A 15672-nucleotide genomic window follows, 5' to 3' on the forward strand; every position below is an offset into this window, starting at 1 on the left:
AGAGGAAGCTCAAGGATGGACAAAAAAGGGTATCTTTGCCCCCCTTGTGGGTATGGCTGAACAACTGAACAGTGGTCGTAAACAGCTGGCAGTACATTCGGGGCTTCAATCATAAAACTATTAAAATCAATTATTTGCATGTATAGGACGCACACTTGCGGGGAGTTAAGAATGGAGCAGGTAGGCCAGGAGGTGACGCTGGCAGGATGGATACAAACAGTCAGAAAATTTGGCAGCATCAATTTCTTTGATCTGCGGGACCGTTATGGTATCACTCAGCTGTTATTTCACGAAAGTCTGAATGCCAAGCTGGATGAGCAACCGCTGGGCCGTGAATTTGTGATACAGGTGACCGGTATTGTTACTGAGCGTACCAACAAAAATAAAAACATCCCCACTGGTGATATTGAGATCACGGTGCGTGACTATAAAGTCCTGAATGCGGCCAAAACACCGCCATTCACTATTGTGGACGATACAGACGGAGGTGATGAGCTGCGTATGAAATACCGCTTTCTCGATCTCCGCCGTAATGCGGTAAGGCAGAACCTCGAGCTGCGCTACAGTGTAGGTCGTGCTGCCCGCAACTTCCTGCATACCCGTAACTTCCTGGATGTTGAAACCCCTTTCCTGATCAACTCCACACCGGAAGGTGCCCGCGATTTTGTGGTGCCCAGCCGTATGAACCCTAACCAGTTCTATGGTTTGCCACAATCACCACAAACCTTTAAACAATTGCTGATGGTGAGCGGTTACGACCGTTACTACCAGATCGTAAAGTGTTTCCGCGATGAGGACCTGCGTGCAGACCGTCAGCCGGAGTTTACCCAGATCGATTGTGAGATGAGTTTTGTGGAGCAGGAAGACGTGCTCAACACATTTGAGGATATGCTGAAATATATCTTCAAAGAAATCAAAGGAATTGAGTTTGAAGGCGCTTTCCCACGGATGACCTGGGATGATGCAATGGAGTTTTACGGCAATGATAAACCAGACATCCGTTTTGATATGAAGCTGGTGAACCTGAACGATACCGTAAAACAAAAAGGTTTCAAAGTATTTGATGAGGCAGAGCTGGTAGTAGCGATCGCTGCATCAGGCTGCTCTGAATATACCCGCAAACAATTAGACGAACTGACAGAATGGGTGAAACGTCCGCAGATCGGTATGACCGGACTCATCTATGTGAAATATAATACAGACGGCACGCTGAAGAGCTCGGTAGATAAATTCTTTGACGAGCAGCAGTTGCAGCTGTGGGCGCAAAAATGTCAGGCTAAGCCGGGAGATCTCATCTTGGTGCTGGCTGGCAAAGAAGAGCGTACCCGTAAAGCGATGAGCGAGCTCCGCCTGGAAATGGGCGAGCGCCTGGGCTTCCGCAATAAAAATGAGTATAAACCGTTGTGGGTGATAGACTTCCCGCTGTTTGAGTATGCAGAAGAGGAAAATCGTTGGGTAGCCCGTCACCATCCGTTCACTTCTCCGAAACCGGAGCAGATTGCATTAATGGACGATATGTCACAATATGCCAAAATCAAGGCAAATGCGTATGACATCGTACTGAACGGTACAGAGATCGGAGGCGGTTCTATTCGTATCTATCAGCGTGATTTACAGCAGAAAATGTTTGCTGCGCTGGGTATGTCCAAAGAAGAGGCAGAACGCAAATTCGGCTTCCTGCTGGGAGCTTTTGAATATGGTGCGCCGCCACATGGTGGTATCGCCTTCGGATTTGATCGTTTGTGCTCGCTGTTGGGCGGTAGTGAGAGTATCCGTGACTTCATCGCCTTCCCGAAAAACAACCACGGCCGCGATGTCATGCTGGATGCTCCCGGTGAGCTGGATCAAGCCCAGCTTGATGAATTAAAGATCAGTCTGGTAAAGTAGATTACCGGCATAGTCTTTGCAATAACAGGGAACTTTAAGCGAAAAAATCCCCTTTGATATGGCCGTTTCGCCGCATCAAAGGGGATTGGTGCTAATATAGAAAACAATTTTTTTTAACAAGAAATTAACGACGAAGATAAGGCTAGAAGGAGAAAGAACGTATTATCTAATTTTTTAAAGTAATATTGCGGTGTGATCATCGTTGATATGTGAGGAGAAAATGATGCTGAAAACAAACAACAATCTATCACCTGTAACAAACAGTACACCTATGAGTAAATTTACAACATTCCTCAAACGGTCTATATGCGTAAGTGCGGTGCTTTTATTGCTGATGCTCAGTAATGTTGGATATGCTCAACAGTCCACGAGTAACTATCTGAAAAAATACAAACCGGTATCTGTAGAGCTTATGCAGGAAACCGGTGTTCCAGCAAGTGTTATCCTTGGGGTAGCCATGCTCGAATCCGGTGTAGGTACCAGTAGAAATGCCAAATTGTTGAATAACCACTTTGGTATTGTAGGTAAAAACAATCTTTCGAAGACTGCCCCTGGTACAAAATCCAGGTATAAGCAATATGCTTCTGCGGTAGCTTCTTATGAACACTTCGTTGAAGTGCTTGCCAGAAAAAAATGGTTTAGCCAGCTGAAAGGTAACCCCGAATTTGCGGTTTGGCTGAAACACATGAACCATAGCGGTTATTCTTCCGCTGGTCATGAATGGATCAGAAAAGTAACAAACATTATTAACCGTTATAAACTATATAAACTGGACGAAGGAATGGATAGCGTGGCGCGGGGAGCTACCTGGTTGACCGTAGGCATGCCGCCAGTTACCGACGACCGGTGATGCTAATTGACTTTAGAATATGTCTGGCGAAAATAAGTCTGCCTATCCTTTTTACATTATTGTAGGATCATTGGTGTGTCTGGTGATATTGTCCCAGCTCAACTTTAGTTTATCATTTAAAGATTTTCAATTCCGGCGCCTGGACATGTTGTCTGAGCTACGATCGTCCAATCCGGAAAAAAAGGAGCTTACTGCTGGTAAAAACAGCAGTAAGCTTTCTCATTCGGATACGGCTGCCGCTGCTACAGGTAATACTCCTGCCAGCACTGTCGTCAATCCTGATGTGTCATACGACTTCATGGCGTATAAAGGCATCCTCAATTACCCTACCCCCGGAGAGGGAAGTGTTGACAACGCTGGTATAAGCCGTTTCCTGACGGCCCTCAAAGAACTCAAAGCCGGTAAACGCAAAAAAGTCCGCATCGCCTACTTTGGTGACTCCATGATTGAAGGCGACCTCATCACCTCCGATTTGCGTGATAGTCTCCAGACCTTCTTCGGCGGTGCCGGTGTTGGTTTTGTTCCCATCACTTCCGTTGTGGCCAGTTACCGGACTACCATTACCCACACCTTTTCCGGCAACTGGAAAGATTATCACTATAAAAATTCGCCCCCTGCCAATATTTCACTCGGCCTTTCCGGCCATACCTTCTATCCTGGCGGCGACAGCTGGATAAAATACACACCTGTCAAAAAGCCACGCCTGGATAAGTTTGACGAAATATCTGTACTCTACGGCCCGTCAGAAGCCGGTACAATCAATATTAATGATAAAGCCTACACGCTTTCCGGCAATGCACCGGTTAACAGGCTGGACCTGCGCCAGGATACCGGCGCCCCTTCCCTGACCATCAAATACGGTGGCGGGCCTACCGTACCTTTTTATGGTGTTTGCTTTGAAACTGAAAGAGGCGTGTACGTAGACAACTTCTCTTTCCGTGGTATCAGCGGTGTAGAGCTAGGTCACCTGTCTGCCGATATGGTCCGTCGCATGCAACAGGAGCGTCCTTACGACCTCATCGTGCTGCATTACGGTGCCAACGTGCTCTTCCGCCCCGAACTGACGGATTATAGCTGGTATGAGCGCCCCATGAAAAAAGTAGTGGACTCCCTGCGCAGAGACCTGCCTGGTACTTCTTTCCTGATAGTAGGTACTGCAGACAAATCCTATAAAAAAGGTGACAGATATATCACCGCTCCCGGCGTAGAAGCGCTGCTGAAAGTACAACATGACCTCGCTTCAGAATATGGTACCGCTTACTGGAACCTCTACGCTGCCATGGGCGGCCAGGGATCTATGGTGAAATGGGTGGAAGGCGATACCGTACTGGCCAATAAAGACTATACACACCTTAACAGACAGGGTGCGTCCAAAGTGGGAGCGCTGCTGTATAAAGCTATTATGAATGACTACAGGCACGGAGAATAACCTCGGAAGAAGTATGCTGACAGTGCTGGCACTGTTGCTCACCACCTTTTCAACCTATGCGCAAAATGCAGGCATGATCCAGCAGGATACTGCCTTGTTCCGTGCATTCGACCAGCTGTCCAAAGCAGACAGTAATGTGGTGTCCATACTTCACCTGGGCGATTCCCATGTACAGGCAGGCTATTTCTCTCTGGCCACAGCAGCCCTGCTGCAACAGCAGTTTGGCTATGCCGGCAGAGGTTTCGTTTTCCCGTACAACCTGGCCGGTACCAACGGTCCCGAAGACTATCGCTGGAACAGTCCATCCCGCTGGACCATGGAAAGGGTAATAGACCGCTACAAACCACCTGTACTGGGTCCCGGCGCCATCGCCATACAAACACAGGCCGCTCCGGCTCTGTCGTTTACCGGTAAACAGGACGCTGCCATGGACAACAACTTCCGCAAAGTGCAGCTGCTTTATGATGCCAATACCGACAGCAATAACCTCGTATGTCCTGAAGCTGAGGTAACGGTAACGGGTATGCCATTTCCCGGCTCCCCGACCATCAGAATGGCTACACTTAACTTCCCTCAGTCTTCCCAGTCCTTCCAGGTACGCTGGGAAAATACAGGCAACCTTCCTTTCCGCTTTTACGGCGCCGTATTCCAGAATGGACATAACGGTGTTTTATATCATAGTGTAGGCATCAACGGTGCCATGTACCAGCATTACAACGACCTTAGTAATGTGCTGCTGGCGCAAATGTCGGTATTCCAGCCCCGGCTGGTCATCATCTCCCTGGGTACCAACGAAGCCTATGGTAAGTTTGACCCCTTGCTGTTCAGAAATGAAATCGACAAAACAGTACAACTGATTCGCCAACAGATGCCTGCCGCCTGCATCCTGCTCACCACCCCGCCAGACTGTATGCGGGCTGTGAGAAAAACCACCAGGAAAAAAATAGGCAAGAAAAAATACCGCACTATTCATTCCATCGCCTATTATCCCAATCCGTATATATCCATGGCAACACAACAGATTGTAGGATATGCCCGGCAACATGGGGTGGCCTGCTGGAATTTTAACGCTGTAAACAGAGACGAGAAAGACCGCTTTGCAGGAGGATGGGCGTCAGACCATATTCATTTTAATCCAAGAGGATATCAGTTACAGGGACAGCTTCTGTATGAGGCACTGAAACAATCCTATAATCAATATTTACAGGTAAAAAAGAAAAACCAAGTCAACACGGATGATCGACATTAATAAGCTGTATTCCCTGCTGTTGTACAACCCATCAGATCCGGTACTGTTCAACAGTGCCTTCTTCTTTTATTTCTTCGCTCTCTTCCTGATGTGTTATCTGGCTGTCAGCCGTAGCCAGGCAGGCAGGGTATGGGTGTACACTGTTTTTTCACTTTATTTCTTTTATAAGGCCTGCGGCTTTTATGTAGGTCTGGTGGTGCTTTCGGCCATTGTTGACTTTAATCTGTCGCGCTGGATATACTTTACCACCAGTCTACGCGTCAAAAAATCGTTGCTGATATTCAGTATTCTCCTGAATATCGGGCTGCTGTTCTATTTTAAGTACACCGACTTCTTTATCGGTATCGTCAACGATGTTACCAGCGGACATATCAGTCCGTTGCACCTGTTGCTGCCTATCGGTATCTCTTTTTATACTTTTGAAAACCTCAGCTATACCATCGATGTGTACCGGGGTGAAATAAAACCGGTGAACCGTTTCATGGATTACCTGTTTTTCCTGTCTTTCTTCCCTAAGCTGATGATGGGGCCTATCGTAAGGGCGGCGGACTTTATTCCGCAGATCTATGAGCCCTACAGGCTCAATGGTGAAGATATCGGTAAAGGAATGGCGCTCATCGTTGGGGGCTTGTTTAAAAAGATTGTTATCTCCGACTTTATCTATCAGAACTTCGTACAGTATATTTTTGATGACCCCAGCAAACATACCGGCCTGGAATGCCTGTTGGGCGTTTATGGGTACGCGTTAGTGATCTATTGCGACTTCTCCGGTTACTCTGATATGGCCATCGGTATTGCCCGTTGGACAGGCTTCAAGATTCCGGCCAACTTCGATTCTCCTTACCAGAGTGCTTCTATCACAGAATTCTGGCGCCGCTGGCATATCTCTTTGTCCAGCTGGTTGCGCGACTATCTGTATATCCCGCTGGGCGGTAACCGTAAAGGCAAGGTGCGGCAGTATATCAATCTGGCACTGACTATGCTGATCGGTGGTTTCTGGCATGGTGCCAGCTGGAACTTTATTTTCTGGGGAGGCTTGCATGGTGCGGCACTGGCAATAGATAAAGTGAGGATAGACAGCCAGAAAAAACGTAAGGTTACTATCGCCGGTTGGCAGAAAATTGGTGGTATCCTGCTGACATTCCATTTTGTATGTTTCTGCTGGATCTTCTTTAAGGCAGCTACTTTCCATGATGCATGGGCGCTCATTCATCAGATAGTATACGACTTCCAGCCGGGTATCTTCCTGCAGCTATACGATGGTTATGCCGCCGTATTCTGGGTAATGATACTGGGTTTTGTGCTGCATTTCCTGCCTGCCAAAGCAGAGATGCGGATGGCGAATGTGCTGGGCCGGCTGCCGCTGGCTGGCAGCGTTGCTGTGATGGTGATCTTCATCTGGCTGCTGGTGCAGGTAAAAAGTACCCAGCCTATGATCCCGATCTATTTCCAGTTCTGATGATAAAAGATTAATAAAACAAAAAGACGCAAGGAGATCCTTTGCGTCTTTTTTGTTTTATGTCAGTAAGTGCATCGTATGTATTTATTTCTGCCAGGGAATAAAGATTTCGGAGCGGTGAGGCTCTGGTAGTGAGATAAAGAAGTTATTGGTGCGCATTTTGAAATTCCCTTCCCTGCAGTTGCTGTTAATGAATTTGTACATGGGAAGTCCTGCTTCAGCAAAGCTAAGTGGCACTTCCAGCTTTTTATAATATCCCTCAGGTATTTGCATGGCCACCAGCTTAAAGCGTTCGTGGTATTCTACCATAATCTGGTAGTGTGCCTGATCGTTGGACGCAATGTTGGGTAATAGCAGTCCTACGTACATCATCATGCGGTCGTAGGTGGTAACAGGAACAACATCCAGTGTGCCGGTGATGATCCTGGGATTGTCCATTTTAACGGCTGCTATCAGGGACCGGAGCTGTTCTGTATATTTATCCATGTATACCATCATGCCTCTAACGGGATCGCTGATGCCGGGGAGTATGTTGTAATAAAGGGTGAAGTCGGGCAGTTTTTCATCTGTTGTCCGTTCTATGTTAAAGTATTCTTCGTAGTCCTGGCGGGAGTCTGTAACGATCCTGGTTTGTTCGAGCGTATGTAGTTCTGCCGGCATATAATCCACCTCCCTGATACTAGTCGGGCTGGCGTTGAACCAGCCGCGGATTGCTTTGGAAAATGATTCATTGGTATAACCACACTTTTCACTGATATCGCTGATACTGAAATTGCTGTGCCGGAGATATCCAATGCCGGCTTCCAGTCTGCTGCGTTTAACAAAGTGCAGGTAAGGTTCTCCCATTAGTTTGGCAAACTTGTGCGAGAAATTATCTTTTGAGACTGACAGCATATCTGCAACTTTTTGCAGGCTGATATCCATCAAAGGGTGATTTCGGGCATAGGCAATGGCTTGCTGTGCTTTCCATTCCCAGTGTTCCAGAGTTGACGTTTTCATAAGAGGTAATAATCCTATCAATTTAAGCCATTCAACTGGTTTATTGACCTGGACGATGTCGGATTAACGAGGGATTAACCGAACAACATCTCCCTGAAAATCCTACTTTTGCGCAAATTTTTATGAACTGATGCGAATGTTCAGATCTCTTCTCCTGACAGCCCTTCTATCAGGCGCTTTTTCTGTTGCCAGGGCACAATTCCTGATGGATATGATTGATACAACCACAGAGCTGGGGAAAGGGATGATCGCCATGTACCAGAAATATGACGCGCTGCGTTTCAGTGGTTATATTCAGCCTCAGTTCCAGCTGGCGGAGGCGAAAGGAATCAGCAGTTATGCCGGTGGCGATTTTCTTCCGGCTGTCAACAATCGTTTTTCGCTGCGTCGTGGGCGTATACGCGTGGATTATGAACGCTACGACCACAATGATATGCCGGTAGTGCAGTTTGCCTTTCAGTTTGATGGAACAGAGCGGGGCGTGTTTATCCGCGACTTCTATGGTCGTGTGTTTGAATCCCGCTTTAATATGTTTTCGTTGGCAGGTGGTATGTTTGCCCGGCCTTTTGGTTATGAGGTAAACCTTTCCTCTGCTGATCGTGAAACGCCGGAGCGTGGCCGCATGTCACAGATACTGATGAAAACGGAGCGGGACCTCGGTGCAATGGTCTCCTTTGAACCTCGCCGGAAAAATCATCCCCTGCGTTATCTCAAAATAGATGCGGGGCTATTCAACGGGCAGGGACTTACCGGGCCTACCGATTTCGATAGTCATAAGGATTTTATCGGGCGTATAGCCATGAAGCCTTATCGCTTTAAGGGTAACAAATGGGTGCTGTCTGCCGGTGTTTCTGTATTGTACGGAGGTATGGAGCAGTTTACTCCATCTATTTACCGCATGGGCACCGTAAACGGACAAAAGGCGTTTGTACTGGATTCCAGCGGGCATAATGTGGGCAGGATCGCGCCCCGTCATTACTACGGAGCCGATGTACAACTGAAGATACCTAACGGGCCTGGGAGAGGATATACCCAGTTCAGGGCAGAATATATCCGCGGAACTCAGACAGCTACGGTGAATACAACAGAAACACCTGGTGTGATCCCAACAGATGCGCAGGGTAACCGCCTGCCGTTATATATCCGGCGCTTTGATGGTGCTTATCTGTATTTTATACAAAATCTGGCCAGTGACCGGCATCAGCTGGTAGTCAAATACGACTGGTACGACCCCAATAAGGATGTAAAAGGAAAAGAAATCGGCGCTCCCGACTCCAACCTGACTGCAGCAGATATCCGCTACAATACCCTGGGTCTGGGATATATATACTACGCCAACGAACACCTGAAGTTTATGGTGTACTACGATTGGGTGGAGAATGAAAATACAAGTCTGGCAGGCTTTACCTCCGATGTGAAGGATAATGTGCTGACCTGCCGGATGCAGTTCCGCTTCTGATATTACAACATTGATTCTTTGCCGGCTTCCATCGTAAAGCCGAATGTGCTGCCTATCTCCGGTTTACTACGTACGGTGATGGACTGGTCGTGTGCTTCCACGATATGTTTTACGATGGCCAGCCCCAGGCCTGTACCGCCGATATCGCGGCTGCGTGCCCGGTCTGTCCGGTAAAAACGTTCAAATACGCGGGGGAGATGTTCTTCCGCCATACCGATACCGTCGTCAGAGATTTCCACCAGCACCCTTTTGTCATCCATGTTGTAGATGCTGGCTACGGTGTGGCCGTCTGGTTTGCCGTATTTGATGGAGTTGTCTACCAGGTTAATGAGTACCTGACGGATTTTTTCCTTGTCGGCCAGTACAGGGACAGGCGCTTCGCAACCTTTTTTGATGCTGAATTTAATGCCTTTGGTATTGGCTTTCAGAGAGAGTGTGTCGAACACGTCTTTCAACAGGTCCTGGATAACGAAAGTCTCACTGTTGATGGTCATCTCGCCGCTTTCCAGCTTGGAGATTTCATCCAGGTCGTCTATCAGACGGCAAAGACGGTCGATATTTTTGGTAGCGTTTTTCAGGAACAGTTTATTCACTGCCGGATCTTCAAGGGCGCCGTCCAGCAGGGTGTGGATGTAGCCCTGTACTGCGAAAATGGGCGTTTTAAGCTCATGTGACAGGTTGAGCAGGAACTCTTTCCGGAAAGCTTCATTACGACGCAGGTTTTCCAGTTCTTCCTTTTTCTGGCTGGCCCACTTTTCCACATCTTCGCTTACCTCTTCAATGGTCTTCAGGGGAAGGATGTTTTTATGGAAAAACTCTTCTCTTTTGGACGCTTTGGTTTGATAGATAAACTTGTAGATGAGTTTTATCTTTCTGTAGATGAAGTTCTGTAGCGTATACAGATAGAGGTAGTAAGATACCAGGAAAGTGAGGAGGAAAGCTCCCAATACTATTTTCCAGTTACCATCCACCAGGTAGCTGCCGAGTGCTATTATGGCTGATAGCACCAAGGCTGTAAATCCCGCCAGTTTTTGCGGGGACAGGTTTTTTGCTTTAAACATACTCCAGAGTGAGTAATTAGTATAATAGTGGGAAATTACTTTAAATTTCTTTCTTGCCATAAAAAAGCCATTCACCGTCAGCGCCGGGAATGGGTCGCTTACGGTTAACAATAGTTCTGGTGGAGGAAATACCGGGTTTCCGTCAGAGGAATTTTATTTTTTCAGGAGTCTGCGCTATCCGCTTACATTTCAAATTTATAACCTACTCCTTTTACGGTGGTGATTAGGTCGATCCCTATTTTCTGCCGTATTTTACGAATATGTACATCGATGGTTCGGTCACCAACGATCACTTCTGTACCCCATACCTGGTTAAGGATCTCGTTGCGCAGGAATACACGACCTGGTTTGGAGGCGAGTAGCTGTAACAGCTCGAATTCCTTTTTGGCAAGTATGATTTCCTGACCTTTGTAGGTAACGGTGAATTTTTCCCGGTCTATGATCAGATCGCCCAGCTGCACCTGTGTTTCTTCTGCTTTATGCAGGCGGCGGAAAAGAGCGTTGATACGGCTTACCAGTAATTTGGGTTTAATAGGCTTGGCGATATAGTCATCGGCGCCCATGTTTAAACCGTCAATTTCAGATTTTTCATCGTTGAGCGCTGTCAGAAACAGCACCATGGTATCTTTGAAATCTGGGAGCTTCCTGAGTTCTCGACAGGTGTCGATGCCATTCTTGTTCGGCATCATTATATCCAGCATGATCAGGTCGGGCCGGAATATTTTTGCTTTCTGTATAGCCTCGCTGCCGTCTTTTGCCGTTACGGTGTCGTAACCTGCCGATTTGAGATTGTAGCTGATAATTTCCAGGATGTCCAACTCATCATCTACTACCAGTATTTTACCTGCAACCGCTTGGTCTACCATAAAAAATTTGCTTTAATAAAGACGGCACAAAATTAAACAGCCGGTTCCGTGATTAATGGAAAATTAACATTATGAAATTGTTAATTCAATACCACTCTTTTTTCTGTTGAATGCCAGCAAGTTACATAGAATTTTAGCAGTATATGATATCTATATATTTTTCTATCCGTATATTTCTGATTCTGATACAATAGCAGCTGATCCTTCGCAGCTATGATAAATTGGTTGTAAATTTGCTATTTGGTCGGAGTGAAAAGTACATCTACAATGAGAAAATTTCTATTCATCCTTTTACTCGCAGCTTCTCAAGGCAGTTGGGTACACGCACAAAGTGTTCATTCACAGATACCTATAACGAGACAAGGGATACATGACAACATCGACAAGGAACAAGCAGCTGCCGCAAAATTCGATGGTAAAGCGGATGATTTTGTAAAAGTGTCTGAAGATCAGACAATTAACCTGCAAGTGACCAATGCCCTCATGAAGCAGGTAGATGATATGCAATCATCTATAGAAGCCGACGGAGCGCTTGATCATCGTCTGAAAGTAAAATATCTCACCGGTCTTTATTCGGTGCTGAGAGACTATAATGTTAAAAGAGCCAGAGGCCGTATTGAACCGGAAGAAGCTCCGGCCATCATTACCGCCTACCGCGACATGATGCATGCCGATATCGGTGGTAAAAGCATCGCTCCCTACATCAAAAATCTCTCTTTCGAAGGATCAGAGCGTATTATCGAAGTATTTCACGACAATCCGGGCTATACCGAAGCTAAAGGCGACGTATTCACCAAATATGCCTTCAATAATCTGGATACCGTAATGCCCAAGCTGCAGGACTATCTGCACTACCCGGGCGTTGACTCAATCGTGGCGGCCGTAGCACGTAAATACCCCAATCAGGTATTGACCTATGCTACTTCCTATACGCCGATGGCCAATGTCATCAAAAGAAATCCGGACCCGATCGTACAACAGATCGTCCGTATCGGTCAATCTTCCCAGAGTACCAAAATCCTGCCTTTCATCGATGAGCTGATGGCTGGTAACACCACGGTGGAGAAACTGGAGAAAATAGTATCAAACGATTACCAGTATTACAAACAAATGGTGAAGGCCACCATCGCGCTGCAGAAACGCAAAAATGAAGGACTGTCTACCTACGGTATGAAAGCCATGATGGAAAACATGCAGGCCAAATCACTGCTGTATATCCGCGAGGTGAACGATCTGCACGAAGAACCCGCCAACGTGCGCTTCCGTATCGTGAAGGAATTCACTCCTGAAGAGCTATACTACCTGATCATCAACGGTCAGGAAGAACTGTTTACTTCCAGCTATACCAATCATAACAATGCCGGTTTGTATGACCAGATGATGGTACGTATGAAACCTCCTCGTGGCGATAGTTTACTGATGATGGTCAACTTCGACCGCTTCAAGAAATTTATCGCGATGGCAGCGGGTTTCAATACCCTGGACAACTTCCTGAAATCTATGGCGCCTGAAAACGCCAACTACCTGATGCAGAAGTACGTGCAGAACCTGGAAAAAACAGAAGACCTGGAAGATGCGGTGGACGTGGCTAACTCCTTCGGTAGCATCCGGGATGAAAAACTGCTCAACTTCCTGAGAGCAGAAGTAAAGAAAAACCTGGCTTATGTAAGAAAACATAACGACAGAAGAGGTACCGTGATCTATCAATTGCTCAGCAGCCTCTTCGAAACAGAATCTGCCAAAGGTGAAAACGATTCTACCAAAGCGACTGACATCGCTGCTGAATTTTCACTGCCTCCGATCAATTACGTCGATCACAGCGCCCTGCAAAGCGATAGTGGCCGTGTATTCCAGCAGGTATTTTTCTATGGAGATAAAGACGGACAGGAATCTTTCGCCAGCTTCATGACCAACTTCCCGTCATCAGAATGGAAAGTGGTGAAGAACAAGTATTATGCAACCATCACTTCGCTGAAAGGCAAGCCCACCACCATCTACGCCAATCTGCCAATAGATGAACCTGGTGATAAGGAAGCCATCCAGCGACTGTCTGAATACCTGGACGAAAACGATATTCATCCTACCATCTTCATTCACCGTGGACACAGTTATCATATCAACACTACACTGGAAAACCTGCAAAGTTCTGCCAAGATAGTAGTACTGGGTTCCTGCGGTGGTTACCACAACCTGGCTGTAGTACTGGAGAAATCACCGGAAGCGCATATCATCTCCTCCAAACAGGTAGGTACCCGCTTTGTAAACGAACCGATCATCCACAGCCTGGAAGATGTAGTTCGTTCCGGTAAAAATGTAGACTGGGTAGTAATGTGGGCTCAGCTGGCCAAGAAGTTTGCACCAGATGCCCGTAATAAAGAGCTGTTCAGTGACTATGTGCCACCGCACAAAAACCTGGGCGCCATCTTCATCAAAGCATACAGACAAATTATGAAAGACAGCGGGAAGAAATAATTCCTGTAATGTCTGCTAAAGATAACGAAGCCCGCCTGCTCTTGCCTGGCGGGCTTCTTTTATGTACTGCAGGCGCCGCTGGTAAAAGTCGCAGAAGCTTTTCGCATTTTTGTACTAGGTTTGTTATATAGTTTTAAACATCGATCCCTTGGAAAATCTGGCCGTAAAGAAAGTATTTGATTTTAGTTTGTTACGACGCATCTTCACGTTCGCGGCGCCTTATAAACGGGCTTTATATCTGTCCATGGTGATGACGGTGATTTTTGCGGTTATCTCCCCGCTAAGGCCCTATCTGATCCAGGTTACCGTAGATAAATACATTGCGAATCAGCTGACTCGTATGCTCGTAACCGTTACCATCGTGCAGATTGTTTTACTGCTGCTCGAAAGTGTTGTAAGGTTTTATTTCTCTTATCTCACCAACTGGCTGGGACAGTCTGTGGTAAAGGATCTGCGGGTGACCGTCTACAAAAAGATTATCCGCCTCAACCTGGCGTTTTTTGATAAAACACCGATCGGTACGCTCACCACCCGTACCGTGAATGATATCGAAGCCATCAATGATGTGTTTTCGGAAGGTATTATTTCCATCGTATCTGACTTGCTGACGATCGTGGCCATCCTGGTGGTGATGTTTTTGGAAGACTGGCGTTTGACGCTGGTCAGCCTTTCTCCGTTTCCAATATTGATTTTCGCGACTTATGTGTTTAAGGAGAGTGTCAACAAATCCTTTTACCGTGTCAGAAATGCGGTGTCTGCGCTGAATGCCTTTGTACAGGAACATCTCACCGGTATGGTGGTAGTACAGGCTTTTACAGCAGAGAAGCGGGAGTTTGCCCGTTTTAAGCATATCAACAAAGAGCACCGGAGAGCCAATATTGACGCCATTTTCGCTTACTCTGTGTTTTTCCCGGTGGTAGAAATCATCCTGGCTATTTCCCTGGGGCTGATGGTATGGTGGGGTTCCAACAAGGTGCTGAACTATGAAGTGACCCAGGGGGTAATGATTGCCTTTATCATGTACCTGAATATGTTGTTCCGTCCGCTGCGGATGCTGGCGGATAAGTTTAACACCCTGCAGATGGGCATGGTAGCCAGCGAGCGTGTGTTTAAGGTACTGGACAACCAGGACTATATCCCCGACAGGGGCCATCAGGCGGCAGACAAGATGCAGGGCGCCATTACATTTGATCATGTGTCTTTTGCTTATGTAGAAGACCGCTATGTGCTGAAGGATATTACTTTTCAGGCCAAACCAGGTGATACGATAGCCATTGTAGGGCACACCGGATCTGGTAAGACGACTATTATCAGCATCCTGAACAGGTTGTATGAAATCCAGAAGGGAAGCATTAAGATTGATGATATAGAACTACCGGCCTATTCCCTGGAGGCGCTGCGCAGCAAGATCGGGGTGGTATTGCAGGATGTGTTCCTGTTTTCCGGTTCCATCTACGATAACATCACGCTGCACAACAGTGCCATTACACGGGAGCAGGTGGAAGAGGCTTCAAAGCTGATCGGGATACATGATTTTATCATGCAGTTGCCCGGAGGCTATGATTATCAGGTGATGGAAAGGGGAAGTACCTTATCGTTGGGGCAGCGGCAGCTGATTTCCTTTGTGAGGGCGTTGTTGTACAATCCGGCTATTCTGATACTGGATGAAGCGACCTCTTCTGTTGATACTGAGTCAGAGATGATGATACAAAATGCCATCGACAAGCTGATTGCCGACCGGACGGCGGTGATTATTGCGCACAGGTTGTCTACCATCAGTAAGGCGGATAAGATCATTGTGCTGGACAAGGGAGAAATCAAGGAGATGGGAACCCATGAGGAGCTGTTGAAGCTGGAAGGGTTTTATTTCAAGTTGCATAGTATGCAGTTTAATGCCAACAAAGTATAGTAGAGCAGGGGAGACTGCTGTAATGTTTCAGT

The 15672-nt window shown here is 46.9% G+C and carries 11 protein-coding genes; 8 read left to right on the top strand and 3 right to left on the bottom strand.

The features are described from left to right. Positions 1-138 precede the first annotated feature (138 nt). The 5 genes from aspS to DF182_RS15685 all read left to right on the top strand — a co-directional run bounded on the left by aspS (position 139) and on the right by DF182_RS15685 (position 6874). A complete protein-coding gene (aspS, locus tag DF182_RS15665; RefSeq protein ID WP_113616527.1) occupies positions 139-1887 on the top strand; it encodes an aspartate--tRNA ligase in 1749 nt (582 codons plus the stop codon). A 271-nt stretch (positions 1888-2158) separates the two neighbouring features. Next, positions 2159-2737, top strand: a complete 579-nt coding sequence (locus tag DF182_RS15670) for a glucosaminidase domain-containing protein (RefSeq protein ID WP_161964154.1) — start codon at positions 2159-2161, stop codon at positions 2735-2737. Positions 2738-2756: 19 nt separating this feature from the next. Beyond that, entirely contained in the window at positions 2757-4166 is a 1410-nt protein-coding gene (locus DF182_RS15675) for a GDSL-type esterase/lipase family protein (protein ID WP_113616531.1), read from the top strand. Then, positions 4144-5415 (top strand): GDSL-type esterase/lipase family protein, encoded by a 1272-nt coding sequence (locus DF182_RS15680; RefSeq protein ID WP_113616533.1) that lies wholly within the window; start codon positions 4144-4146, stop codon positions 5413-5415. The genes DF182_RS15675 and DF182_RS15680 overlap by 23 nt, the downstream gene beginning before the upstream one ends. Continuing rightward, entirely contained in the window at positions 5402-6874 is a 1473-nt protein-coding gene (locus tag DF182_RS15685; RefSeq protein ID WP_113616534.1) for an MBOAT family O-acyltransferase, read from the top strand. Before DF182_RS15680 ends, DF182_RS15685 begins: the two co-directional genes overlap by 14 nt. A gap of 84 nt (positions 6875-6958) precedes the next feature. On the opposite strand, the gene DF182_RS15690 is transcribed toward DF182_RS15685, so the two are convergent. Further along, positions 6959-7873: a helix-turn-helix transcriptional regulator gene (locus DF182_RS15690; protein WP_113616536.1), complete on the bottom strand. Its 915-nt coding sequence runs from the start codon at positions 7871-7873 to the stop codon at positions 6959-6961. A gap of 130 nt (positions 7874-8003) precedes the next feature. Here DF182_RS15690 and DF182_RS15695 point away from each other — a divergent pair, with 130 nt between their 5' ends. Beyond that, positions 8004-9332 (top strand): porin, encoded by a 1329-nt coding sequence (locus tag DF182_RS15695; RefSeq protein ID WP_245957452.1) that lies wholly within the window; start codon positions 8004-8006, stop codon positions 9330-9332. 2 nt (positions 9333-9334) lie between these two features. Here DF182_RS15695 and DF182_RS15700 read toward each other — a convergent pair whose 3' ends face one another. Both DF182_RS15700 and DF182_RS15705 read right to left on the bottom strand, forming a co-directional pair. Continuing rightward, positions 9335-10393, bottom strand: a complete 1059-nt coding sequence (locus tag DF182_RS15700; protein WP_170148833.1) for a sensor histidine kinase — start codon at positions 10391-10393, stop codon at positions 9335-9337. Between the two features lie 182 nt (positions 10394-10575). Then, positions 10576-11259: a response regulator transcription factor gene (locus DF182_RS15705; RefSeq protein WP_113616537.1), complete on the bottom strand. Its 684-nt coding sequence runs from the start codon at positions 11257-11259 to the stop codon at positions 10576-10578. 267 nt (positions 11260-11526) lie between these two features. Between DF182_RS15705 and DF182_RS15710 the strand changes: the two genes are divergently transcribed. Continuing rightward, entirely contained in the window at positions 11527-13731 is a 2205-nt protein-coding gene (locus tag DF182_RS15710) for a hypothetical protein (RefSeq protein ID WP_113616538.1), read from the top strand. Between the two features lie 148 nt (positions 13732-13879). After that, a complete protein-coding gene (locus DF182_RS15715) occupies positions 13880-15640 on the top strand; it encodes an ABC transporter ATP-binding protein (RefSeq protein ID WP_113616539.1) in 1761 nt (586 codons plus the stop codon). The last annotated feature ends 32 nt before the right edge of the window (positions 15641-15672 follow it).

Origin of the sequence: Chitinophaga flava, assembly GCF_003308995.1 — a bacterium.
Taxonomy (GTDB): Bacteria; Bacteroidota; Bacteroidia; order Chitinophagales; family Chitinophagaceae; genus Chitinophaga; species Chitinophaga flava.